At 61.2% G+C, this 24,565-nt stretch carries 21 protein-coding genes; 10 read left to right on the forward strand and 11 right to left on the reverse strand.

Features of this window, described 5'->3' with window-relative positions; all coding sequences use genetic code 11:
• Window position 1: 1 nt before the first annotated feature.
• The 3 genes from I1M21_RS06595 to I1M21_RS06605 all read right to left on the reverse strand — a co-directional run bounded on the left by I1M21_RS06595 (window position 2) and on the right by I1M21_RS06605 (window position 3,646).
• Entirely contained in the window at window positions 2–883 is an 882-nt protein-coding gene (locus tag I1M21_RS06595) for a branched-chain amino acid ABC transporter permease (protein ID WP_040358647.1), read from the reverse strand.
• Between the two features lie 139 nt (window positions 884–1,022).
• Complete coding sequence (locus I1M21_RS06600; RefSeq protein WP_195192930.1) at window positions 1,023–2,210, reverse strand: ABC transporter substrate-binding protein; 1,188 nt, start codon at window positions 2,208–2,210, stop codon at window positions 1,023–1,025.
• A 269-nt stretch (window positions 2,211–2,479) separates the two neighbouring features.
• Complete coding sequence (locus tag I1M21_RS06605) at window positions 2,480–3,646, reverse strand: substrate-binding domain-containing protein (RefSeq protein WP_195192931.1); 1,167 nt, start codon at window positions 3,644–3,646, stop codon at window positions 2,480–2,482.
• 250 nt (window positions 3,647–3,896) lie between these two features.
• Here I1M21_RS06605 and I1M21_RS06610 point away from each other — a divergent pair, with 250 nt between their 5' ends.
• Window positions 3,897–5,240 carry a homoserine dehydrogenase gene (locus tag I1M21_RS06610; RefSeq protein WP_195192932.1) on the forward strand — a complete coding sequence of 448 codons (1,344 nt, stop codon included), beginning with the start codon at window positions 3,897–3,899 and terminating at the stop codon, window positions 5,238–5,240.
• Window positions 5,241–5,510: 270 nt separating this feature from the next.
• Here I1M21_RS06610 and I1M21_RS06615 read toward each other — a convergent pair whose 3' ends face one another.
• Window positions 5,511–7,073 carry a cation:proton antiporter gene (locus I1M21_RS06615; protein ID WP_195192933.1) on the reverse strand — a complete coding sequence of 521 codons (1,563 nt, stop codon included), beginning with the start codon at window positions 7,071–7,073 and terminating at the stop codon, window positions 5,511–5,513.
• Between the two features lie 184 nt (window positions 7,074–7,257).
• Here I1M21_RS06615 and I1M21_RS06620 point away from each other — a divergent pair, with 184 nt between their 5' ends.
• The gene (locus I1M21_RS06620; RefSeq protein WP_195192934.1) at window positions 7,258–11,004 is read left to right on the forward strand and encodes a phosphoribosylformylglycinamidine synthase; all 3,747 of its coding nucleotides are present in this window, start codon (window positions 7,258–7,260) and stop codon (window positions 11,002–11,004) included.
• Window positions 11,005–11,103: 99 nt separating this feature from the next.
• The gene (locus I1M21_RS06625; protein WP_195192935.1) at window positions 11,104–12,039 is read left to right on the forward strand and encodes a DMT family transporter; all 936 of its coding nucleotides are present in this window, start codon (window positions 11,104–11,106) and stop codon (window positions 12,037–12,039) included.
• 102 nt (window positions 12,040–12,141) lie between these two features.
• On the opposite strand, the gene I1M21_RS09960 is transcribed toward I1M21_RS06625, so the two are convergent.
• From I1M21_RS09960 to I1M21_RS06645, 4 genes are all read right to left on the reverse strand, one after another.
• Window positions 12,142–13,284 (reverse strand): GGDEF domain-containing protein, encoded by a 1,143-nt coding sequence (locus I1M21_RS09960; RefSeq protein ID WP_195192936.1) that lies wholly within the window; start codon window positions 13,282–13,284, stop codon window positions 12,142–12,144.
• Between the two features lie 189 nt (window positions 13,285–13,473).
• Window positions 13,474–14,496, reverse strand: coding sequence for a 2-keto-3-deoxygluconate permease (locus I1M21_RS06635; RefSeq protein ID WP_195192937.1), 1,023 nt, complete (start codon window positions 14,494–14,496; stop codon window positions 13,474–13,476).
• Between the two features lie 142 nt (window positions 14,497–14,638).
• Window positions 14,639–14,971, reverse strand: a complete 333-nt coding sequence (locus tag I1M21_RS06640) for an AzlD domain-containing protein (protein WP_229025662.1) — start codon at window positions 14,969–14,971, stop codon at window positions 14,639–14,641.
• Entirely contained in the window at window positions 14,952–15,644 is a 693-nt protein-coding gene (locus I1M21_RS06645) for an AzlC family ABC transporter permease (protein WP_195192938.1), read from the reverse strand. Before I1M21_RS06645 ends, I1M21_RS06640 begins: the two co-directional genes overlap by 20 nt.
• A 138-nt stretch (window positions 15,645–15,782) precedes the next feature.
• Between I1M21_RS06645 and I1M21_RS06650 the strand changes: the two genes are divergently transcribed.
• Window positions 15,783–16,595, forward strand: a complete 813-nt coding sequence (locus I1M21_RS06650; RefSeq protein WP_195192939.1) for an HD domain-containing protein — start codon at window positions 15,783–15,785, stop codon at window positions 16,593–16,595.
• Here the strand turns inward: I1M21_RS06650 and I1M21_RS06655 are convergent.
• Genes I1M21_RS06655 through I1M21_RS09965 form a run of 3 tightly spaced genes read right to left on the reverse strand, consistent with a single transcriptional unit; the run spans window position 16,592 to window position 20,217 of the window.
• Window positions 16,592–17,797 carry an electron transfer flavoprotein subunit alpha gene (locus I1M21_RS06655; protein WP_195192940.1) on the reverse strand — a complete coding sequence of 402 codons (1,206 nt, stop codon included), beginning with the start codon at window positions 17,795–17,797 and terminating at the stop codon, window positions 16,592–16,594. The genes I1M21_RS06650 and I1M21_RS06655 overlap by 4 nt on opposite strands.
• The gene (locus I1M21_RS06660; RefSeq protein ID WP_154517150.1) at window positions 17,798–18,613 is read right to left on the reverse strand and encodes an electron transfer flavoprotein subunit beta/FixA family protein; all 816 of its coding nucleotides are present in this window, start codon (window positions 18,611–18,613) and stop codon (window positions 17,798–17,800) included.
• A gap of 2 nt (window positions 18,614–18,615) precedes the next feature.
• On the reverse strand, window positions 18,616–20,217 hold the full coding sequence (locus tag I1M21_RS09965) for an FAD-binding oxidoreductase (protein WP_271763017.1): 1,602 nt from the start codon (window positions 20,215–20,217) through the stop codon (window positions 18,616–18,618).
• A 346-nt stretch (window positions 20,218–20,563) separates the two neighbouring features.
• Between I1M21_RS09965 and I1M21_RS06670 the strand changes: the two genes are divergently transcribed.
• The 6 genes from I1M21_RS06670 to I1M21_RS06695 all read left to right on the forward strand — a co-directional run bounded on the left by I1M21_RS06670 (window position 20,564) and on the right by I1M21_RS06695 (window position 24,546).
• Entirely contained in the window at window positions 20,564–20,860 is a 297-nt protein-coding gene (locus I1M21_RS06670; RefSeq protein ID WP_195192941.1) for a hypothetical protein, read from the forward strand.
• Window positions 20,857–21,366 (forward strand): cell division protein FtsQ/DivIB, encoded by a 510-nt coding sequence (locus I1M21_RS06675; RefSeq protein WP_195192942.1) that lies wholly within the window; start codon window positions 20,857–20,859, stop codon window positions 21,364–21,366. Before I1M21_RS06670 ends, I1M21_RS06675 begins: the two co-directional genes overlap by 4 nt.
• Before the next feature lie 87 nt (window positions 21,367–21,453).
• On the forward strand, window positions 21,454–22,056 hold the full coding sequence (locus tag I1M21_RS06680; RefSeq protein ID WP_195192943.1) for a hypothetical protein: 603 nt from the start codon (window positions 21,454–21,456) through the stop codon (window positions 22,054–22,056).
• On the forward strand, window positions 22,037–22,297 hold the full coding sequence (locus tag I1M21_RS06685; RefSeq protein WP_195192944.1) for a hypothetical protein: 261 nt from the start codon (window positions 22,037–22,039) through the stop codon (window positions 22,295–22,297). The genes I1M21_RS06680 and I1M21_RS06685 overlap by 20 nt, the downstream gene beginning before the upstream one ends.
• Window positions 22,298–22,336: 39 nt before the next feature.
• Complete coding sequence (locus I1M21_RS06690; protein WP_195192945.1) at window positions 22,337–23,740, forward strand: hypothetical protein; 1,404 nt, start codon at window positions 22,337–22,339, stop codon at window positions 23,738–23,740.
• 89 nt (window positions 23,741–23,829) lie between these two features.
• Window positions 23,830–24,546, forward strand: coding sequence for a DUF554 domain-containing protein (locus I1M21_RS06695; RefSeq protein ID WP_195192946.1), 717 nt, complete (start codon window positions 23,830–23,832; stop codon window positions 24,544–24,546).
• Window positions 24,547–24,565 lie beyond the last annotated feature (19 nt).

A 24,565-nucleotide genomic window follows, 5' to 3' on the forward strand; every position in this document is an offset into this window, starting at 1 on the left:
CCTACACCTTCTCGGGGACGTACTTGCCCAAGAGGCCGGCAGGCTTGACGAGCAGGACGATGATCAAAACACCAAAGACGATGGAGTTGGCAAGGCTCGTGGAAATGTAAGCCTGCGCCATCGCCTCGATGATGCCGATGAGAATACCACCGACAAAGGCACCGGGGATGGAACCAATGCCGCCGAAAACGGCAGCGTCGAAGGCCTTGATGCCAGGCATGGCGCCCGTGGTGGGCTGCAACACCGGCGAGTAGGAGCACAGGAGCACGCCGGCGATGGCGGCAAGGGCGGAGCCGATGGCGAACGTCATCGAGATGGTGCGGTTGACGTTGATGCCCATGAGCTGAGCGGCGGCCTTGTCCTCGGACACAGCGCGCATGGCCTTGCCCATCTTGGTCTTACCTGTAAAGAACATCAGGCCGGCCATGATAACCAGGCAGGCGACGATGGTGACAAGCGAGACGGCGCTTACGTTAAACTTGGCCAAGAACTCCGGCACCGGGAAGGTGACGAGCGAAGTGAAGTTCTTGGGCGTGGCGCCCCACAGAAGCTGCGCGGCGTTCTGCAGGAAGTAAGACACGCCGATGGCCGTGATCAGAACGGCCAGCGGGCCTGCTTGGCGCAGCGGCTTATAGGCCAGACCCTCAATGAGAACACCGAGAACCGTGCAGACCACACAAGAGAGAACTACAGATGCCCAGCCCGGGAGGCCGAGATACGACGTGGCGCAGAACGAGACATAGGCACCGACCATGATGACATCGCCGTGAGCGAAGTTGAGCATCTTGGCGATACCGTAGACCATGGTGTAGCCCAACGCGATGATGGCGTAGACGCTGCCCATGGACAGGCCGTTGACCAGGTATTGGATAAAGACCGTCATGTTCCACATCCCCCTTTCGAATAGGTTTCCAGTTAATGTATGAAACAGGGACGTTACACTGTCCCTAGATACCAAGCAAGCAGGGAAGGCCAAAACCTCCCCTGCTTGGGATCAAAACCGCTCTATGTAAGGCGGCCAATTAGGCCTGTACGTACTTGCCGTCGGTGATGACGTACGCCGTGGGCTCCTTCTGGACCTGGCCCTTATCGTTCCAGGTGAGCTTGCCGGTCAGACCGTCAACGGTAATCTTGAGCATAGCCTTGGACAGCTTCTCGGCGACCTCGGTCGGGTCGGCGTCGGCACCAAGACCGGCCTCCTTGACGGCCTCGGCCACCGCGTGCACGCCGTCGTAGGCGTCGGCGGCAAACTGGTCGGGAGTATCGCCGTACTTATCCTTGTAGGCGTTGACGAAGTCGGCGTTCTTCTCGTCGTCGGCGGAGAACGGGGTCATGAGCAGCAGACCCTCGGCAAGAGAGGTGTCGAAGCCCTCAACGCCCAAGATGCCGTCCATGCCGTCGCAGCCCATCATCTTGACGTCGTAGCCCATGTCCTTGGCGTTCTTGAGCAGGACGGACGCCGGCGTGTAGTAGATCGGCGCAAAGATCATGGTGGCGCCGGCCTGCTTGGCCTTGGTCAGCTGGTTGGTAAAGCTCGTGGCGGAGTCGTCCTTAAAGGTCTCCTCGTCGACAATCTCGAGCTTGGACTCGGCGGCCTGGGCCTTAAAGGAATCTGCGATGCCCGAAGAATAGGCGTCGCCAGAGTTATAGAACAGCACGAACTTCTCGTCCGCATACTTCTGCGCCAGGAACTTGGCAGCGTTGACACCCTGGTTGGGGTCGGTGAAGCAAACCTGGAAGACGCAATCCTTGCCGTCGGTGACGTCCTCGGAGGACGCGGACGGGGTGATCATGAACGTCTTGGGGTCGTTACCGCACTCTGCGGCAACGGCAACCGACGCACCCGTGGTGGTCGGGCCGACGAGGGCCTGCATGCCCCAGTCGAGCAGGGTGTTGAAGGCGTTGACGGCCTTCTCGCCATCGGCCTGGTCATCCTCGGCCTTGCTGGCAAGCGGCAGCTCCTTGGTCGAGAAATCCTTGCAGCCAAGCTCGACGCCCTGGGTAACGGACTTGCCGTAGGACGCGTTGGCGCCGGTCAGCGGTCCGATGGTGCCGATCTTAAAGGAACCGTCGGCCGACGCGGAACCGCTGTCGCCGCCGTTGGAGGAGCAGCCAGCTAGAATGGACATCGCCCCCAGACCTGCTGCGCTCGCGATAACGCTCCTGCGATTCATAACAGGGTTCAATGACTTACCGGTGAGGCTCGACATGCGGCTCTCCTCTCAAATCTCGTCGGGTTTCGGTTACCCGACAGGCCATCCTTCGCCGTGTTCGGCGTTCGCAAAATAGTAGACGCTTTAGTTGAGAAAAGTGGCGATTATTTCAACTTTTCTTTTGTTTTGTCCATTTATCCATATTTGTGCGTATTCCTATCGGTTTATGCAGTTTAGCCACTTTATTGTGTGAAAGTAATGTTTCTGTTCTGTTACAAGCGCCCTTGCCCTGAATAAAACGACCCCACCGGTCTCGTTATATGCACTTAGGCGGAGATGTACTTGCCGTCCTGGATCACATAGGCCGTGGCGGGCTTTTCGACCTGACCCTCGTCGTTCCACGTGAGCTCGCCCGTCAGGCCCTCGATCTTGATCTTGCGCATGGCCTTGGCAAGATCGTCGGCAATTTCGGCACCATCGACCGAAATGTCAATCCCCGCCTTATCGATAGCCTCGACGATGGCGTGGACGCAATCGTAAGCGTCGGCGGCAAACTGGTTGGGCGTCTCGTCGTAGGCATCCTTATAGGCCTTGACGAAGTCGGCATTCTTCTCATCGTCAGCCGAAAACGGGGTCATGAGCAGTACGCCCTCGGCAAGAGAGGTATCGAAGCCTTCCACAGAGAGCAGGCCGTCCATGCCATCGGTACCCATGAGGGTCATGTCGTAGCCCATGTCCTTGGCGTTCTTGAGCAAAACGGACGCCGGCGTGTAGTAGATCGGCGCAAAGACGAGCGTGGCGCCGGCCTCCTTGGCCTTGGTGAGCTGGTTGGTAAAGCTCGTGGAAGAGTCGTCCTTAAAGGTCTCGGTATCGACGATGTCGAGCTTTGAGGCCTTGGCCTGCTCGGCAAAAGCGTCGGCAACGCCCGAGCTATACGTATCGCCGGAGTTGTAGAACAGGGCGATCTTGGCATCCGCGTACTTCTCGGCCAAGAACTTTGCGGCGCTGGCGCCCATGGTGGGATCGGTGAAGCAAACCTGGAAAACCGTGGTCTTGTCCTTGGTGACGTCGAGAGACGAGGCCGAGGGCGTGACCATGAGCATATCGTCGGCAATCTCGCCCGAGACGGCGACGGCGGCACCAGTCGTGACGGGGCCGACGAGCGCCTGCATGCCCCAGTCGCACAGGGTATTGAAGGCGTTGATGGCCTTCTCGCCGTCAGCGACGTCGTCCTCGGACTTAAGCGAGAGCTTGAGGTCCTTGGTCGAGAAATCCTTGGCGGCGAGCTTGGCACCCTTCTCGGCCGAAACGCCATAGGTTGCCGCGGCGCCGGTCAGAGGGCCGATGACACCGATCTTGAATGCGCCGTCTTCATCGGCGGAGCCGCCGTCCGCGCCGTCCGAAGAGCAACCGGCGAGCGCGACGGTGCTTCCGAGCGCCGCGGCTCCGGCAAGGAAACTCCTGCGGTTAAGTACGTTGTTGATGCTAAACATGGTGTCCCCCTTTTCGCTAGCCGCGATGCGGCCGTCTTGCGGTACAGGGCAAACCTTATGGTGCAAACGTTGACAGTTTGTTACGGAAGTTCGTTTGTAGCGAGCATGTTTCCAATGTTTCCGCAGCGTTTCGGGGGTGCCGTTTTGTGCGACTCCTGTTGCCTGGCGAGCACGCGCCCTCGGTTCACGCTAGAATGCACTCAACCTTTAAGTGGTTAATCCATCCATAAGATGCACGAAGGAGCTATCTATGAGCGAACCCATGCGCACCGTGAACGTCGGTCTGATCGGTCTGGGAACCGTCGGCGGCGGCGTGGCCCGTCTGATCAAGAGCCACCACGATGAGTACCTGGCAGCCTACGGCATCGACCTTAAGCTGACCCGCGCCTGCGCGCTTGCTTGGGAGCAGGCCGAGGCGGCAGGCATTGAGCGCGAGGCCTTTACGAGTGACTGGCACGACGTCGTCACCGACCCCGCCGTCGACATCGTCGTCGAGCTGATCGGCGGCGAGCATCCCGCAACCGAGATATTCACCACCGCCTTCGAGAACGGCAAGCACGTCGTCTCTGCCAACAAGGCCCTGCTGGGCCGTCACGTCGAGACGCTTGCCGAGAAGGCGCGCGCGTGCGGCGTACAGATTAAGTGCGAGGCCAGTTGCGGCGGCGGCATCCCCATTGTGAGCACGCTCGAGCACGACCTGGTGGGCAACAAGATCCTGACCATCGCCGGTATCCTTAACGGCACCACCAACTACATCCTGTCGCGCATGGACGCCGAGGGCGCCGATTACGCTGACGTGCTCGCCGACGCCCAGGCAAAGGGCTATGCCGAGGCCGACCCGTCCGCCGACGTCGACGGCTTCGACGCCGCCAGCAAGACGGCAATCCTCGCTTCCATCGGCTTTGGCACCCGCGTGACCACCGACGATGTCTACCAGCAAGGTATCCGTACCATCGGCGCCGAAGACATTGCCCAGGCCCGCGAGCTCGGCTACACCATCAAGCTGCTGGGCATCGCACGCAACACCGACGCTGGCGTCGACGTCCGCGTGCATCCCACGCTGATCCCCGCCGACCACATGCTTGCCAAGGTCAACGGCGCCATGAACGCCGTCTACGTGGTAGGCGACGCCGTGGGCGAGACCATGTTCTACGGTGCCGGCGCAGGCTCCTTCCCCACCGCGAGCGCCGTCGTGGGCGATATCCTGTCGCTCTCCGAGCAGATCAGCCGCGGCGTGGCTCCGCTGCCCGAGATTGAGCCCTATGGTCACAACCTCGCCTTTAAGCCCATGGACGAGCTCCAGACCAAGTACTATGTGCGCCTGAAAGTCGCCGACCGCGTGGGCGCCCTGTCCGAGACGGTCGACATCTTTGCCAAGCACAACATCTCGATCTCGCTCATCAACCAGGTCGAGGACGGCAAGTCGGGCGTCAGCGATGCCTGCTCGGTCATCTTCCTGACGCACCGCGCGCTCGAGAAGGACGTCCAGGCTGCCGCCGCCGAGCTTGCCAGCGTCGACTGCGTGGCCGAGGTCGCCAACGTCCTGCGCATCGAGGACGTCGAGGCATGGACCGAAGGCGTCATGGCCAACTAGTCCACTACTTCGAACCTCAACGAAGCTCAACGCAAAAGGCGCGCTGCCTGCATCAACCACAGGCAGCGCGCCTTCTTCTGTTTGCAGGGGAAGCTGCGTCCCGGTATTTCAGCTCAGAACGGGGCGAAGCTTCCCTCAGGGCCTTTTTCGGAAACTATGTCCCATTCTGGGCGCGAATTCTGGGACACGCTTTCCGCAACGGGCCTCTCGCGGAAAGCACGTCCCACTCTGGACGCCAATTCCGGGACGCATTTTCCGCGGCGGCGTTGGCTACCTGCCGTCGTCGTCCTGGGCCTCATCGCGTGCATAGAGCTCCAGCATGCGGCGGCGGTATTCGCGCACGGCGAGCTTGGCGCGCTCCAGGCGGCGACGCTCATGCGGAGTCAGCTCGGACGTGTCGATCTCATCACCATAAGTCTTATCGGCAAGCAGGTGCGCCGCGTCCACGATGCGGGCATCGATGTGGCCGCTCGCCGCCTCGGCGGAAAGACGCTCGGCAATCGTATCGAGCGTAGGCAGGCCCTCGAATACGCGACCATGGCCATGCGAAGTCAGCAGCTCGTGCTCTCGTGCGAGCAGACTCGCCAAATCGTGATGAGCGCGCAGGATGTCGAGCGCATCGGATGGATGCTCGGCAACTTCTGCCACGGCGGCGACCGGCGCAGCATCCACCACGCGGTAGAAGAGCTGCGCGAGCAATGGCATCAAGAACACCGTGATGGCGCCGGCGGCAACCATAACCGACGCGATGTCTTGCGACAGCGCGCCCGCGTTGACGGCAACGCTCGTCACGGCAACGATGATCGGCAGCGCCGTGGTGCAGTACAGGGCCACGGTAATGCGGCCATACGCCGACACATCGCGCGTCGCAGGACAAATGCTCATAGAGACAAGGATCGGCACGGCACGAATAATCAGCAACGCCACGATAAAGCCCACGAGCAAGCCCGGGCGCGAAGCCACGGCCGTCAGGTCGATCTTTGCGCCCGATACGGTAAAGAACACCGGAATCAAAAAGCCGTAGGCCAGACCGTCGAGCTTGGTCTCGAGCGTATGGTTGCCCTCGGGGATGATATAGCGCAGGACAAAGCCGGCGGCAAAAGAACCCAACACGATGTCGAGATCAAAGACGGCCGAGAACGCCACGAGTGTGACCAGGATGAGCACCGTCAGGCGCACGAAGGTCTGCGACGTGGTATCGGCGCGCTCCTCGACAAACGCAAAGAAACGGCTGCCGACGCGCTTGGAGCGGCTCGGGACCACGGCAAGCAACACGCAAACCACCGCAAACAAGCCAAGGATTACGAGCGTTTGGATGCCAGTGCGGGCAGACAGCAGCACCGACATGGCGAGCACGGGACCGAGCTCTCCCCACGTGCCATAGGCAAGGATGGAGTCGCCCACACGCGTGCCAGTGAGCGAGCGCTCACGCATGATGGGTACGAGCGTGCCGAGCGCCGTGGAAGTGAGGGCAAGCGTCACGGCGATACCGTCGAAATGACTGACCGAGAACCACGGGGTAAAGCGCACAGCAAGCCAGGCGATACCAAACGTGACGACCCACGTCGCCAAGCCGTAGCGGCCCTCGACGCCCGTGATGCTCTTGGGATCGATCTCAAAGCCGGCAAGCAGGAACAAAAAGGCCAGACCGAGCTCGGACACCAGCGAGACCTCGGCATCTACATGGATGACGCCGAGCATATGGGGTCCCAGCACCGCGCCGAGCACGAGCAAAAAGACCGTCTCGGGAATGGGCTTTCTGGGAATCGCCGAGGCGATGAAGGGGCTTGCAAAGGCCACGAGTGCGATGATGGCGAGCGAAACGAATGCCATGTGATGCCTTTCTCTTGTTTGAGCCCCACTGTAGCACCCTCGCCGTCCTCAACGCGCCGCGAGCTGTCGTATCATAGTGAGGTTTACAAACATGTGGCTCAAGGCGGCCGCGAGGCTTGCCCCGTAAACCGACCGCTGCCGCATACCGTACCGTACGCCCAACCGATCAGGAAGGCAGGAACCAATGGTCTCTCGTATCTACGTGGAGAAGAAACCCGGGTTCGACGTCGAGGCTCAGCAGCTCAAGGGCGAGCTGACCGAAATTCTCGGCATCAAGGGCATCGAGGCCCTGAGGATCATCAACCGCTACGACGTCGAGGGCATCGACGAGGAGCTTTTCCGCTCCTGCGTGCCGACCGTCTTTAGCGAGCCCCAGGTCGATGTGACCTACGACGAGCTCCCCGCAAGCGATGGCGCCGTCTTTGCCGTCGAATTCCTGCCTGGCCAGTTTGACCAGCGCGCCGACTCCGCCAGCGAGTGCGTGCAGCTCATCAGCCAGGGCGAGCGCCCCGCCGTGCGCTCCGCCAAGGTCTATATGATCTCGGGCGCTCTGGACGAGGCCGCCATCGATGCCATCAAGCACTACGTGGTGAACCCCGTCGAGGCGCGCATCGCCACGCTCGACCTGCCCGAGACGCTGTACATGGAGACCCCCGAGCCCCAGCCCGTCGAGGTGCTCGACGGCTTCCGTGAGCTCGATGAGGCCGGCCTTGCCGCCTTTATTTCCGAGCGCGGTCTTGCCATGGACGAGGCGGACATCGCCTTCTGCCAGCAGTACTTCCGCGATGAGGACCGCGACCCCACCATCACCGAGATCCGCGTGATCGACACCTACTGGTCCGATCACTGCCGCCACACCACCTTCGGCACCGTCCTGGACGACGTGACGATCGACGACGCCGTGGTGCAGCAGGCCTTCGATCGCTACATGGAGATGCGCCACGAGCTCGGTCGCGACGCCAAGCCCGTCTGCCTCATGGACATGGGCACCATCGGCGCCAAGTACCTTAAGAAGACCGGCGTCATGACCGATGTCGACGAGTCCGAGGAGATCAACGCCTGCACCGTCAAGGTGAAGGTCGATGTCGACGGCGAGGACCAGGACTGGCTGTTCCTGTTTAAGAACGAGACCCACAACCACCCGACCGAGATCGAGCCCTTCGGCGGTGCCGCCACCTGCGTGGGCGGCGCCATCCGCGACCCGCTGTCGGGCCGCAGCTACGTGTACCAGGCCATGCGTGTCACCGGCGCCGGCGACCCCACCGTCCCCGTGTCCGAGACGCTCGAGGGCAAGCTGCCGCAGCGTAAGCTCGTGACCACTGCTGCCGCCGGCTACTCCAGCTACGGCAACCAGATCGGCCTTGCCACCGGTCAGGTCAACGAACTCTATCACCCCGGCTACGTGGCCAAGCGCATGGAGGTCGGCGCCGTCGTGGGCGCTACCCCGGCAAACCACGTTCGTCGCGAGTGCCCCGCCCCCACCGACAAGATCATCCTGCTGGGCGGCCGCACCGGACGTGACGGCATCGGCGGTGCCACCGGCTCCTCCAAGACCCAGAACACCGAGTCCATCGAGACCTCGGGTGCCGAGGTCCAGAAGGGCAACGCCCCGGTCGAGCGCAAGCTGCAGCGCCTGTTCCGCCGCGGCGATGCCTGCCGTCTGATCAAGCGCTGCAACGACTTTGGCGCCGGCGGCGTCTCGGTCGCCGTAGGCGAGCTTGCCGACGGCCTGTACGTGGACCTGGACACCGTGACCAAGAAGTACGACGGCCTGGACGGCACCGAGCTCGCTATCTCCGAGTCCCAGGAGCGCATGGCTTGCGCCGTCGCCGACGGTGACGTCGAGGAGTTCATGGGCTACGCCGCCGAGGAAAACCTGGAGGCTACCGTTATCGCCGAGGTGACCGCCGAGCCGCGCATGCGCATGGCATGGAACGGCGTCGCCATCGTCGATCTATCCCGCGAGTTCCTCAACTCCAACGGTGCGCCCAAGCACCAGGTCGCCCACGTCTGTGCCCGCAGCGTGTGGCAGCCCAGCTGGGCCGGCACCACGCTCGCCGAGCGCATGACCTCGCTCGTCACCGACCTCAACGTCGCTTCCAACAAGGGCCTTTCCGAGCGCTTCGACTCCACCATCGGCGCCGCGACCGTGCTCATGCCCTTTGGCGGCAAGACGCAGCTCACCCCAAGCTCGGCCATGGTCGCCAAGTTCCCCGTGGACGGCGAGACCACCACGGCGAGCGCCATGGCATGGGGCTTCAACCCCTATCTGATGGAGGCCGACCAGTTTGCGGGCGCCTACCTGTCCGTGGTCGAGTCCATTGCCAAGCTCGTTGCCGCCGGCTTTGAGCACAAGCGCGCCTATCTCTCCTTCCAGGAGTACTTCGAGCGTCTGCGCACCGAGGCCGAGCGCTGGGGCAAGCCCACGGCAGCCGTCTTGGGCGCCCTCATGGCCCAAGTCGACCTGGGTGCCGGCGCCATCGGTGGCAAGGATTCCATGAGCGGCTCGTTTGAGGACGAGGCCGGCGAGCTCAACGTTCCGCCGACCCTGATCAGCTTCGCTGTCGCCGTGGGCAAGGCCGCCCGCGCCGTCTCCCCTGAGTTCAAGGGCCTGACGCACCGCGTCGTTCGCATCGCCCCCGCCACCTACGGCGAGGACTACCGCCCCGACGCCCAGCAGTTGCTCGCCGCGTTTGACGCCGTCGAGGCGCTCACTGCTACCGGCGACGCCCTGGCCGTCTCCACGCCCGGCTACGGCTGCGGCGCCGAGAGCCTCTTTAAGATGTGCGTCGGTAACCAGATCGGTATCGAGCTTGCCGAGGACGTAGACGTGGAGAGCCTCTTCACCCCGCTCTACGGCAGCTTTATCGTCGAGCTCGCCGAGGACGCCGAGCTGCCCGAGGTCGCCGACGGCGTTGTCGTCGAGCCCCTAGGTACCACCGTCGAGGGCTATGTCATCGACACCGGCTCCGAGGTCATCGAGCTCGCCGAGCTCCAGGAAGCCTGGGAAAGCGGCATCGAGGGCGTCTTTGCCTACCGCAGCGCCGGCGAGACCCCCGAGGTCGAGACCATCGACTTCCGCGCCAAGGACATTCACGTGTACGGCGGCGCCAAGATCGCCCGCCCGCGCGTGATCATCCCCGTGTTCCCCGGCAACAACTGCGAGTACGACAGCGCCCGCGCCTTCCGTGCCGCCGGTGCCGAGGCCGACACCTTCGTGATCAACAACCTCACGCCCGAGGCGGTCGCCGAGAGCACCCACGAGCTTGCCCGCCGCATCCGTGCAAGCCAGATCGTCATGATCCCCGGCGGCTTCTCGGGCGGCGACGAGCCCGACGGCTCTGCCAAGTTCATCACGGCGTTCTTCCGCGCTCCCGAGGTCACCGAGGCAGTCCGCGACCTGCTCAAGGCCCGCGACGGCCTGATGCTGGGTATCTGCAACGGCTTCCAGGCCCTGATCAAGCTCGGCCTGGTGCCCTACGGCGACATCGTTGACGCCACGCCCGATGCGCCTACGCTGACGTTCAACACCATCGGTCGCCATCAGAGCCGCCTGGTGCGCACCCGCATCTCGTCCAACCTGTCCCCGTGGCTGTCGCAGTGCAGTCTGGACGACCCCTACACCGTCGCCATCAGCCACGGCGAGGGCCGCTTTGTCGCCAACGACGAGGTACTCGCCCAGCTGATCGCCAACGGCCAGGTCGCTACGCAGTACGTAGGCGAGGACGGCAAGCCCAGCATGGATCTTTCCGTCAACCCCAACGGCTCCGCGCTCGCCATCGAGGGCATCACGAGCCCCGACGGCCGCGTCCTGGGCAAGATGGGCCATGCCGAGCGTCGCGGCGACAACCTGTACCGCAACGTGCCCGAGCATGTCCCCGGCGATAAGTTCATGCCGATCTTTGAGAGCGGCGTAGCCTACTTCGCTTAAACCTTTCCCATCGGGTACAATCCCTTCGGGTAACATCACCCGCCACCGACGCATCCGGTGGCGGGTTCTTTTTTGCTTCGCGCATGTAGGAAGGACATCATGGAAAGCCGCAAGCCGTATCTCGCCACCCTGCCCGGACTCATCCTGGGCTGTCTCGTTTGCTGCGCGCTCTGGGGCTCCGCCTTCCCCTGCATCAAGATCGGCTACGGCCTCTTTGGCATTCCCGCGCACGACAGCGCCTCGCAGCTGCTCTTCGCGGGTTTGCGCTTTACGCTTGCCGGCATGCTGGTCATTGTTGGCATGAGCGTGGCCCAGCGCCGACCGCTCGTTCCGCAAGCGCGTGATATCAAGCCCATCTGCATCTTGTCGCTCTTCCAGACCATCGGCCAGTACTTCTTTTTCTACCTTGGTCTCTCCCGTGCAAGCGCTATGTCGAGCTCCATCATCGAGGCCAGCGCCAACTTCCTAGCCATCCTCTTTGCCGCCCTGGCGTTTCGCACCGAAAAGCTCAATGCGGCCAAGGTGCTCGGCTGCGTACTGGGCTTTGCCGGTGTCGCGCTCGTCAACCTTTCGGGCGCGGACGGCACCTTTGGCTTTGCACTCGACGGCGAGGGCTTTATCCTGGTCTCCACCGTCGCGGGTGCCCTTTCGACCTGCCTGATCGGCATCTTCTCGCGCGAGCACGACGGCGTCTTGCTTGCCGGGTGGCAGTTCTTGGTCGGCGGCCTGGTCCTCACCGCCATCGGCTTTTTGATGGGTGGCGCGCTCTCCCCCACGGCGATTGCCCCCGCCATCGCGCTCATCATCTACATGGCGCTTATCTCCGCGGTCGCCTACTCGCTGTGGTCGCGCCTACTTGCCGTCAACCCCGTCAGCCGCGTCTCGGTCTTTGGGTTTATGAACCCCGTCTTTGGTGTGCTGCTGAGCGCGCTGTTGCTCGGCGAGGGCGCTGGCACGAGCCCCGTTACCGTCATCGTTGCCCTGCTGTTGGTCTGCGGCGGCATCATCATCGTCAACAAGCCCAAAAAAGCTTAACGAACTGCCCTTATTTAGCAGAGGGGATTCATGTACTTTAGCTTAATGGAGTATATCGGTGAGCTGAGGGCCGCCACGCACGCAAGCGTGCGCCCCTTTTTTCTAGCGTATCTGGACACCGGCTTTCTTTTTCTCGGCCTTGACGCGGTAGAGCTCCGCATCGGCAGCGCGAAGTAAGTCTTGCCAGGTATCGACACCATCGCCGACCCGCGCGTAACCGATGGACATCCGCAATGCATACGGCACCTCGGCACGAGCGAGCTCGTCGTTAATCGCCGAACACAGGTCTATGATGTCCTGTTCCGCCGCAGCCTTCTGGAGCACCACGAACTCATCGCCGCCATAACGTGCGATAAAACCACCAGACGCCGAGCAGACCTCTTTGAGCGTAGCAGATATGACCTGGAGAGCATGGTCGCCCTCCACATGTCCATAGCGATCGTTAATCAGCTTAAAGCCGTCGGCGTCCATCATAAGCAGATACACATCTTCGGCCTGATCCACATTTGAGAAGAGCGACAGCATATAGGTCTCAAAACGGTTGCGATTGTTAAGTCCAGTCAACGGGTCGGTCGAGATCAGCTGCTCCTGGTAGATGATGTAGAGCAGCAGGATGCTCAGCGTTATACCGACACAAAGGCCCGGTACCGAAAACAAAACCTGGAAGGTACCGCCCACCAGAGCGGGGACCGCGAAAAAGGCGAGGGTGCGATAAATGGCCTTCTTTTGTAGGCTTTCGACTTTTCGAGCATGGACAAAGGCATGCAGGGACGTATATATGACGTAGCAGTAGCTAACGATGGGCTGAATCATATAAGCCGCACCGCGACGATATACACCCTGCGCATCGATATAGAACATAGCGTGCGTCCAGTAGCTGGTAAATGCCAGCACGACCACCAATGCGGTTGGCAACGTTAAAAGTACCACCCTGTAGGGCGTGGTCAGGAGCCGTGAGCCCTGCATCGTCTCGGAATAGAAAAACCAAATGAGGCACGCGATGGCGAACAGCGAAAACGAGACCGCGTTGGAAATCCAGTTGGCGGCAATGCCCAACGTGCCGCTCGCACCATCCGAAAGCGTCCAGATCATATCAAAGAAAATGTAGGCAGCAGAGGTGTAGCCAAGCATGCTAAACAAGAGCTGCTGGGTGCTCGAGAACAAGGAGCGACGACTTCGCACGGCAAGCCCGATAAGAACAATCATGCATAGCACGAATATCTCAATCTTGAGTGCCTTAACCACTAGACGCCGTCCCTTCAATATCCAAGTGGTCAGAATCGCCCGATTCGAATCTGGGCAATAAACACCCCTTACTCCGCAGGGGTAAAGGGAATAATAGCAGAGCGTCCGAATGACTCTGGATAACAGATGCCGTTCGGACGCTCTGATGGCGCGAATTGCACGCGCCGTTTCACTGATTCGAAGAGACGACTACTCGCCATCGATATCGGTCGCGACAGCCTCCTCGATAGCCTCGACACCGGCAACGGACAGGTCTTCCTTGCCCTGGCAGAACTTCCTGTCGACCCAGCCGGTCAGAATCGGAGCCATGATTGCCGTGATGATAACGGCGGTGGCGATCTGGGCGTACGCAGTGGGTGCAAGCTCGGCGTAGCGCGGTGCGACCTCGGCAAGGGCAACCGGCGTGGTCATAGCCGTGCCGGCGATGGTGGAACAGGCAACAGCAGCCTTGCCGTTACCACCGCACAGACGCTCAAAGGCAAAGGTGATGGGGCCGACGATAAAGAGCGTGATCAGGCCCAGCAGAATGCCCGAGATGCCGCCGGTGATGAAGCTCGAAAGGCTCATGGACGCACCGAGCTGAAATCCGATGACGGCGATCGCAGGGTTGGCACCGGGAACCAGCAGGTTCTTGATAAACGGGAACAGGTTGCCCAGGACCATGCCGATAACGAGCGGCAGGATGGAGCCGATGATGGTGCCGATGGGAATGTTGGCGAGGCCCGAGACACCGAGAATGATCATGGTGACGGCGGGGCCGGCCGTAAAGAACAGGATGCCGACGGCGCCCTGCTCGGACTCGTCGCCGAACTCGCCCATGATGCCCGTATAGAGTGCCATGTTGCAAAACGTGATGCCGCCGATGATGGACACGGAGCTCAGGCCCAAGAAGTTGTCGTTAAAGAAATAGGCGACGCCCAAGCCGAGAGCCGCCGCGACGATAAGCTTAGGAATCAGCACGACGATGCCGGTCTTAATGGCGCCCGGCGTGGACTTAAAGCTGATGCCGGCGCCCACAAACAGCAGAATCGCGGCAACGATGGTGTTGGAACCGCCACGGCAGGCGGCGGTAAAGAAGCCACCGATCTCGAAGACCTGCGGGCAAAAGGTATTGAGCAAAAGGCCGACGATCATCGGGTAGATCATGATGTCACCCGGGATGCGTGGTACTTTGAATTTCTTTTGCTCGTTGGTGGTCGCTTTCTGTGCCATGAAACCCCCATTTCCGCTGACACGGAACAAAAGACCACGTCATGCTTTGCTACAGTAAAGTTTGACCATGGTACCAGAAGAAGCAGACCGGCTCAGTGAGAAATTCGATTGTTGGGCCAGGACGGCGAACGCACCCTTGCTTTTAAACGAGGCTCAAAACAATATAGAACACGATGCCCGAGGCGCAGCACCACAACATCGACTTTGTCTTGATTGCCACCGCCACGACGCCGGCAGCCGCAATCCAGGGAATCAAGCCCTGCCACAAGCCGGTGTCGAAAGCGCCAGGGCTTATCAAATCGTTAGCGACCAGTGCCGCAAAGGAGGCGGGCGGAATATAACCCAAGGCCTCGGTAACGCGGGGCGACAGCGTTCTCCCGCGCAAGGCAAACGCCGGGGCAGTGCGGAAAAATGCGATAGCCGCCCACGACGACAGCCACAGGACCAAAAACTCATTAACGGGCATCGCGAGCATCCCTTCCTTCGGCGAGAGCATCGCACACAAGCGCCGCGGCAACGCCGGCGAGCACGCTTGCCGGCACGGCGATATTCGTCCACCCCAAGAACTTGCATATGGCGACGGACACCGCAGCCAAAACGGCAGCTACGATATTGCCGCGCGACAGCCTCTGCGAAAAGAGTAGGCAGATAAAGAGCGAGGTGCAGACAAAACCCGCAATAGCGGTTGGAACATCGACAACGGCGCCGACGATGGCGCCCGTCGTACACGAAACGCCCCATGTCGCGATGAGGATCGCGTTGAGCGCAAAGGACTCGTGCGGACCCCAATCCTCCCCTTCAACCAACTTGGCAAGCGAGATGCCATATGCTTCCTCGGTGAGCGTCGCGGCAACGGCCAGCGTCTGACGCTTCGAGGCACCCCTCAGATGCGGTGCGATCGATGCCGAGTAAAGCGCAAAGCGCGAGGAGATTGCGGCGACGCTCGCCACGATCGATGCCGCAGGCACACCTGCCAGCCACAGATTGCAGACCATAAACTGGCCGCTACCCGTCACGAACGTGCTGCTCAGAGCAAAAACCATCCAGGGTTCCATTCCCGTCTGCGCCATGATCATTCCGCACGGCGCGCCTATCGCAACATAGGTAAGCATCACCGGCCAGACGGTTTTAACGATTTTGAGCACCATAGCGTTCCTCGTCCCGACAAGCTTTCCGAGCCGCATTCAACGACGCGGCAGAATCATCGCCCGGCAGCAACCGAGTTCACCTACAATTGCCACCGGATCGAAAGACACAGAAAGACACAACTTTTTTAGGAAGTCATTATGACAGCTATCGATCGGGGCCGGGCGACCGCGGCCTTCAAACGCTATACCGATGCTTACGATGCCGCCAATCCGCGCATCGCACTCAAAATCGAGCATACGTACCACGTTGCCGAGGCATGCGATGCCGCGGCACGCGAACAGGGCTGGTCACCGCAGGACATTGACCTGGCATGGCTTTGCGGCCTGCTGCACGATATGGGCCGCTTTGAGCAGCTGCGACGCTGGGACACGTTTAAGGATGCCGAGAGCATGAGCCATGCGGCGTTGGGCGTCGAGGTTCTCTTTGGCGAAAACCCTGCAGACGCGCCCGCGACAACAAGCATCCGAGATTTTATCGAGGCCGACGAGCACGACGAGCTCATCCGCGCGAGCATCGCCTATCACAGCGACTTTCGTCTGCCGGCACAACTCGACGAGCGCACACGGTGCTTCTGCGACATCGTACGCGATGGCGACAAGATCGACATTATGCGCACCATCGCCGATAGCACCGTCGATACCATCCTCAAAGTGAATGAGGATACGTTTCTTGCTAGCCACTTCTCGGCGACGACACTTGCCGCCTTTGACGAGCATCGCTGCGTCGCACGCGATGAACGCGACGAGCCCGCAGACTACCTGGTGGGACTCATCTGCTTTATGTTTGAGCTCGTCTATCCAGCGAGCCGCGCGCTGGCGCGCGAACAGGGCGATATCTACCGTCTGCTCGACGCGCCCTTTGGCATTACGCGCCCCTTTGCCGATCCCGCCACGCAAGCGACCTGGGAGCGTCTAAAGGACGAGATGCGCGACTGGCTGGCGCGCGCCTAGCGCTCAAGCTGGGCCAGCAGCTCCTCGACGACCTCGACGGCATCACCGACAACCTTGTACTGGGCAGCACCAAAGATGGGGGCATCCGGGTCCTCGTTGATGGCGATAATGCACTTCGCCCCACCGATGCCGGCAAGATGCTGAATGGCGCCCGAAACACCGATACTCACGAGAAGCTTGGGCGAAACCGATACGCCCGTCTGGCCAATCTGATGGCGATACTCCAACCAACCGGCCTCCACGACAGGGCGCGTGCAGCCAAGCTCGGCGTCCAGAGCCTCGGCGAGCTTTCGCATCAGCGGCAAGTTTTTCTTGGAGCCAATGCCGCGGCCCACCACGACCAGACGCTCGGCATCGGCAATCGAAGCCTGCTGGCCCCGTTCCTCGGCGGGAATCGAAATCTCGACACGAGCCTTAGCATCATCCGCAAGTGATATCTGGGTGATCGCGCCGGAGCGGCCGTAGTCAAAGTCGGTCGCCTTAAAGATGCCGGGGCGCACCGTTGCCATCTGCGGACGGTGATTGGGGCAAATGATGGTGGCCATGAGGTTGCCACCAAACGCCGGGCGCGTCTGCTGCAGCAGGCCCGTCTCCGTATCCATCGAAAGCACGGTGCAGTCGGCCGTCAGGCCCGTCTGCAAACGCACGGCAACGCCGGGTGCCAGTTCGCGGCCAAAGGCGGTCGCACCGTACAGAATGGCCTCGGGCTTGCGCTCGGCCACCAAATCGCAGATCAGACGAGCGTAGACCTCCGCGTCGTTCTGGCGCAGGCGCTCGTCGCGACAGACCAGGACCTCGTCTGCACCGGCGCAAACCAAATGCTCAAGCTCCCCGAGCGAGCTCTCGGGCCCCATACCGGCCAGCGCCACCAGACGGCAGCCGCGAGCATCGGCAAGCTCGCGTCCCTTGCCCATCAGCTCATAGGCCACGGGAGCCACCGTATCGTGTTCGTCGGTCTGCACGAAAACCCAAACGTCTCGATATGCGCTAAGGTCCGCCGCGCCGGCGACCTCGTCACGCTCGATCGAGATAGCATTGACGGGACAGGCGTCGACGCACCCACCGCACAGGATACAGCCATCGGTTACACGGGCGCAGCGGTTGGGGCGCTCACCCTCCACCACAATGCCGCCCGAGGCACAGGCGCGAACGCAGCGACCGCAACCGATACAGGCTTCGCTATCGATAATCAGTCCGCTCATCTATGCCATCCCCTCGATAATCTTGGCAAGTTTTGCCGCCTGCTCGGACGCCGTTCCGTCAACGGCCTCGCACGTTTGGTCGCGATCGGGCACAAACGATCGCACGACCTGCGTCGGCGAGCCGGCAAGGCCGCAGCGCGCGGGGTCGGCGTTCACGTCAGCAGCGTTGACCACGCGCACGTCCGCCTCCTCGGCCGCACGAATACCGGCAATGCTCGGCATGCGCAGTTGGCCAATCTCCTTGGCGGTCGTCATCGCGCACGGCATCTCAAGATAGACCGTCTCCTCGCCGGCATCGCAGCCGTGAACAAGCGCCAGTGAACCACAGGTCGTAAAGCCCGCGCTCTGCACGCAGCTCACGTCGGTCACGCAGGGGATCTCAAAGGCACCGGCAAGTTCGGGACCAATCTGGGCCGTATCACCGTCCACCGCCATCTTGCCGCAGATGAGCAGGTCGAAGTCCTCGTCGAGCGCCTCGATGCCGCACTTGAGGGCATAGGTGGTTGCCAGGGTATCGGCACCTGCAAAGGCGCGATCGGTTAGCAGCAGTGCGTCATCGGCGCCTCGGGCGATGCAATCGCGCAAGAGCGATTCGGTCGCGGGGATGCCCATCGACACCACCGTTACGCGCACGTCCATGCCAAAGCCGATAAAGTCGTCCTTCAGCGCCAGCGCGCATTCCAAAGCGCTCGCGTCAAAGGGATTAATGACCGCCTGCTTGCCATCGCGCACGATGGTATTGGTCTTGGGGTCCATCTTGACCTCGGTGCTGCCCGGCACTGCCTTGACGCACACCACCATATGGAAATCGCTCATCTTTACGCGCCCCCTTTCTGGACGAGCTCATCCAAGAGGTTCTCCGAAAACAGGTTACCGCGACCCAGCTGCCCGGCAGGATCGAGCTGGAGCTTGAGCCGCGCCGACTCGACCATGGCCTCGTGACCGTACATCGTCTCCAAGAAGCCCGCCTTGATCTTGCCGACGCCGTGTTCGGCGGAGACGGCGCCACCCATGGCCGTGACCTCGGAAGCCCACTGGGCAAAGAGTTCTCCGCCGCGGCGGTAATCCTGCGCATCGCGCGGCAGAATGTTCACATGCAGATGGTTGTTACCGATGTGCCCCCAGGCGGCAGATTCAAGCCCGCTTTCGGCCAACGTGCGGCGATACAGGGCGACGACATCGGCCAAGCGCGCGTTGGGCACCGACATGTCCGAGCCCAGTTTGGTGATAGTGGGATCCGTGCGGCGACGCTCGTCGATGAGCATATTGACGCTCTCGGGTACCGCATGGCGGAAGAATCGCTGGCACTCGCGATCGACCTCGGTGCGCGCGACCCATGTCGCATCGTCGCTGCCGCCCGCAAGCTCCAGTACCCACCCCAAGTGATACAGTTCCTCAGTCGCCTGGGCTTCGTCGTCGCAGTCGAGCTCCACGTAGACACAGACCTTGGCGTCTTTGTCGAGCGCCGGCAGCGAGGCGAACGCGGTCGACTGCTCACGCTGACGACGCAGGATATCCAGGGCGCCTGCATCGAAATATTCGATGGCAGCCGCGTGGGACAGGACGGGACGCACAGAATCGGTGAAGGACACGGCCTTGTCTTCGCTGTCAAAGAAGCAGCTCACGCCCCAAACGACCGCAGGCGCCGCCTGCAGGGCAATCTCGAGCTCGGTGATGACGCCGAGTGTGCCACACGCACCGATAAACAGATCGATGGCATCCATATCGTCAGCAACGAAATAGCCCGAAGCATTTTTGGTCTTGGGCATGGTGTAGTCGGGAAGGTCGAGCTCGAGCGTGCGGCCCTGCACCGTGACGAGCGAAAGGCGACGACCCCGTGCAAAAACCTCGCCGCGGTGAAGCTCGAGCAGGTCGCCATCGGCCAGCACGACATGAAGGCCCGTGACGTGAGGGCGCATGGGGCCGTAAGCGTAGCTACGGGCGCCGGAAGCGTTGCATGCCGCCATGCCGCCCAGACAGGCAGATGCCTCGGTGGGATCGGTAGGAAAGAATTGCTCGGGGGCTTCCTGGAACTCCTCGTAGGCCTCAAGCGATGTCTGGTCCCAGCCGGCAGTCGGTAGCACTTTCTTGCCCAGTTGCTTGCGTAGCTCAGACAGCACGACGCCGGGCGCCACACGCAAAAGAAAGCGGCCCTGCTCATCGCGGCGAATGCCTAGGTAGCGATTCATGCGGGAAGTATTGAGAACGTGACCGCCATGAGGCACGGCGCCGGCGGCAAGACCGGTCCGGGCGCCCTGAACCGTCACCGGGACACGCTCGGCATGGAGCTTTTTCAAAATGGCGCGGACCTCGTCCTCCGTTGTCGGAAACGAGATGCTCGAGGCCTCGCCCGATGTGCGAGACTCATCGCGACCATACTCTTCGAACTCGTCGGTGAAGGGTTTGATGGTTGCAGACACGCGAACTCCCCCTTTAGCTAACTACAGTGTTTGCAGGGAGATGTTACCGCATCGTTTTGTCGACGTGTTCGAGACCGTCTCCATAATTGGCGATTTTTACGTTCGTGCAATTCGGCGAGCGGCAAGGTTTCCTCGGCAGACGATGCTTTTGACACATGTCGCTTTACCGCCAGCGACCACGCAATTGTCGCTCGAAAAAAGTTGAAGTTATTTTTGCCATCTTTTACCTGCAGAGATGTCAATCCGTCAAGCATTTGGTCAGAAATTGGTCAAGTAGTGACTGATACGGTCGGCATCGACAGCCAAAACCAATGGAAGTTTTGGCCCCAGAAGCAGGGAGGTTCCCATGGCATATTACTGGCCCCAGTACGGCGTCGCCATCGAGGTCGACGACGATCCCTATCTCCTGCCTTTCGACGAAGAGGCGTTCCCCGATACGACGGTCTACCACGTCACCACCGATGTTATCTGCGACCCCGAGTCGTTCTCGGCGCTCGCCCACCACATCGCGCGCATCCACAACATCGAGCTCCCTCACGACTTCGACGAGCTCATCTATTCGCGCCGTCTGATGCTTCACATGCTCTTTGGAGCGGACCCGTCCACGTTCGCACGCGTCTACACCACCAAGGACGCCGCATGAGCGCGAAGAAGCCGCCCCGCCTTGCAGGACTGGGGCGTCGCAAGAAACTCGTCGTTGTCTGCCTGGCTATCGTCTGCGCCCTCATCGCCGTAGGGCTATACGCCTGGCAGTCGCAGCCCGTGCCCGAAGCGGGCGCCTCGGTCACGACGGCAGAGGGCAAATCGCGCCAAGAAATCCAGGATGAGCTCGACGCCATCGTCCGCGACAACATGATGACGATCTCGGTCGCGCCGGTCGCACAGTTGCAGGAAGGCGGCAAGCTGCGCGTCAACGTGCAAAACGCCCAAGACAACAAGTTTCCCCAGCGCTTCCGCGTGATTCAAAACGACGAGACCATCTATGAGTCCGGTGTGGTCGAAGCCGGCAAGACGGTTGAGACCTGCCCCGCCGGCGATATCCAAGAAGGCGAGGCATATATCGAGATTCAGGCACTCGATGCCAAGACCTACGACACCCACGGCAATCCGACGCGCGCCAAAGTGCGGGTGGCCCAGGCAGAAGGCTAGTGGCCGACGCGCTCGCAGGGGCAGCACCCTGCCCCCATTCGTCCAACCATCACGGAAACAGTCCGTGACGAGCAGAAAGGATCGATTATGAACACACCCATGAACCTGAGCGGAGCCAGGGCACTCGCCGTGGGCGCAGGGCTTACGCTCGCACTTGCGATGGGCGCCGCGCCAACGGCGGCCATGGCAGAGGTACGCGTTGGAACCACCGATGTGACGGTGAAGGCCGACATTAGCAATGTTTCGTTTAAGGCGCCAACGGTCATCCCCTTTGCCGCCAAAGCCGACGGAACGCTTGTAGGACCCTCCGACAAGACGATTACCATCGACAACCTCTCGGCATATGGCATCCACGTCACCAACATGAAGGTCACGGCCAAGAACGACTGGACAATCGTTGCAGATGCAAAGACGGGCTCGGCCCAGAACTCCATCGATTTTAAGGTTGGCCCCGATAAGGCAGAAAAGGATGCCAGCTCGGCGACCCAGACTACGGGCCTCGATCTTTCCAAAGACGCAAACTTCGACATGAAGTACCAGGGCATTGCCGATGGAACGGACAAGATCAAGCTCGGTGTGAGTGGACACGTCGCGCGCGTCACGCGTGACATCTACCACGCCACCGGTACGGGAGATCAAGTGGCAAGCATCACCTGGACGGTCGAGCCCGGTGCACACGCCACGTCCTAAGGCAATCGCACTGGCCGCCATCGTCGGCATCTTGGCGTCCGCACCTGCCATGGCCTTTGCTCAACAAGAGCAAGCGCAGGCGGCCACAGAAGTGACCGTCGACCTTTCGGGCCTTGATCGCGGCAGTCGTCACGAGCCGCTCGCTCAGACGAGCGACACCCGGCAGCTCATTGCGGTAGGCACCGCCACGGTGGGAGCAGGACTGACGTGCCTTGGCCTGCACATCAAACGCAACCAATAGCCAAGCATAACCGGAGTACGCGGAATAGATAGGAGAACCATGGCACCCAAAAACCTTTTGCCCGTTGCCGCGCTCTGCAGCGCACTGGCGAGCGGTATGCCTCTCGCCGCTTGGGCGACGCCCGCCACGGCAAACTCCTTACCGCAAGCTCTGAACCCCGTGGCGGATTCGTCGGGTATCGTCGCCTGCCAACGTTTTTCGCTCGCACACGCCACGGTCCGAACCTCGGGATGCCTTCACCGCAATACGGTCGACTCGATAGTCGTGGATATCAAGCGACCGGACAAGGAGAACGGCCCCCAGGCAGGTTATGCCATCTGCACATGGAAATCGGCTGCAGTCGACGCCGATGGCGACCCATGCGACCTAGAGCTGCGCATCGATATCGCCTCGGTCGATGACTCGGCGAACGGGGCGAAGGTCGTCTTCGACAGCGCGACCTATGAAGAAGAAGGAGGAGGTGTATGCCTGGGCTGCGTTCCCTCGAATGTCGATGGCGCGCAGCCCATCATCTCCTTTACGGCATCGCTGCGACTGACCAAGGCGGACACCGAAGCCATCGCAACGGGAGATGCACCTTTGTTGTTCTACGCTGGCGACGCGGACGACCAAGAGGCTCAAAGCACCAGACAGAAGGGCTCGCTTAACCTCACGCGTGGATCAGAACCCGCCCCCATCAATATCGATGCCCAGGCGCAAGGCGTGCAGCGCATTCTCGCCGATCCGGCGCTGCTCCAAATGGCATGGCACGGAGTGGGGTCCGTCGGGATTGCTGCTCCCATATCTGGCGATAATGACAAATCCCCCGAAGACGAGGTCGCAGACACACCGGCACATGTTGACGATGCAGACGATGCGTCATCAGAAGACGACGCTGCGGCTCCTCTCGAGAAGCCAGGCGGCGCCGCCACCGAACTAGGCGATCCCCAACCGAAAGACGGCCTGGACTTTGCCGCTCCCCCAGATGTCGACGAAGGCAACTGTTGCATGATGGTCGCGCTCGACCACACGGAAACCGTCGATGCCGCAAGCATTGAGCCAGTCGCTGCCAATGCGCCCCGCCGCAAAAATATCCTCATCGCATTCCCCAATACCGTCGAGCTCGTCTTTTTGCCTTCGGGTGAAGTCGTCGCGCCTACGGCACTTACAGCAGTGGGAGCAAGGAGCGCATCGAACGATATCCAAGCTATCTCGGCACTTGATGCCACAACGACCGCCAAGTTACACCTTTATTCCGTTGCAGCAGACGGAACGCGAACCGAAGAATTCGACGGAACCAAGCTTTTGGTTCCTCGTCGCATCGGTATCCAAGAAGACTTCCCCTATCAGATGGAACTTGAAGGGTTCGATCGTGCACGAGATGCCGACATCATTGCCGCAGCCATCGAATCCCCGCAGCACCTCATGACGCTGCGCTTCGACTTTAGCCCCATCCTGTCTTAAACCGCCAACCGCCGCTTGGCTCGGATACTGAGCGCTCCCCTCCCCGTTCTGTTACGATTGCCGCGTTGGCATCAATTACAGGAGGGTTCATGCCGGGTTTAGGAACGATCATCAACGTCGCGCTTTTGATCGCGGGCGGTCTGCTGGGCCTCATAGGTGGGCGCTTCATTACGCCCCGCATCCAAGACACGCTCATGAAGGCGTCGGGGTTGTGCGTTCTGTTTATCGGCCTGGGCGGCACCATGCAAAAGATGCTCGTAATCGATGGAGAGGCGTTGGCGACCACCGGCACCACCATGCTTATCGTCTCATTTGCCCTCGGCTCACTCATCGGCGAGGCCATCAACCTGGAAGCCGCCATCGAGAACCTCGGCGAATGGCTCAAGCGCAAAACCGGCAGCGAAGGCGACAACGAGTTCACCAACGCCTTTGTCTCGTCATCGCTCACCGTGTGTATCGGCGCCATGGCCATCGTCGGATCGATTCAGGACGGTCTGCTCGGCGACTGGTCCACGCTTGCCCTGAAGGGCGCGCTGGACTGCATCATCGTCTGCACCATGACGGCCTCGCTTGGCCGCGGCTGCATCTTCTCGGCCCTGCCCGTTGCCGTATTCCAGGGCACGATCACGCTTTTTGCCGGCGCACTCTCCCCCATCATGACCACCGCAGCCCTCGACAGCCTTTCGCTTGTGGGCTCCATGCTCATCTTCTGCGTCGGCGTTAACCTTATTCGGCCTCAGACCTTCCGCACGGCCAACATGCTCCCCTCCGTCGTCGTGGCGGTCATCTACGCCCTCTTGTTCTAAATCTATCTACATAGCGGTA

Source organism: Collinsella aerofaciens (assembly GCF_015546965.1).
In the GTDB taxonomy this organism is placed as follows: Bacteria; Actinomycetota; Coriobacteriia; order Coriobacteriales; family Coriobacteriaceae; genus Collinsella; species Collinsella aerofaciens_X.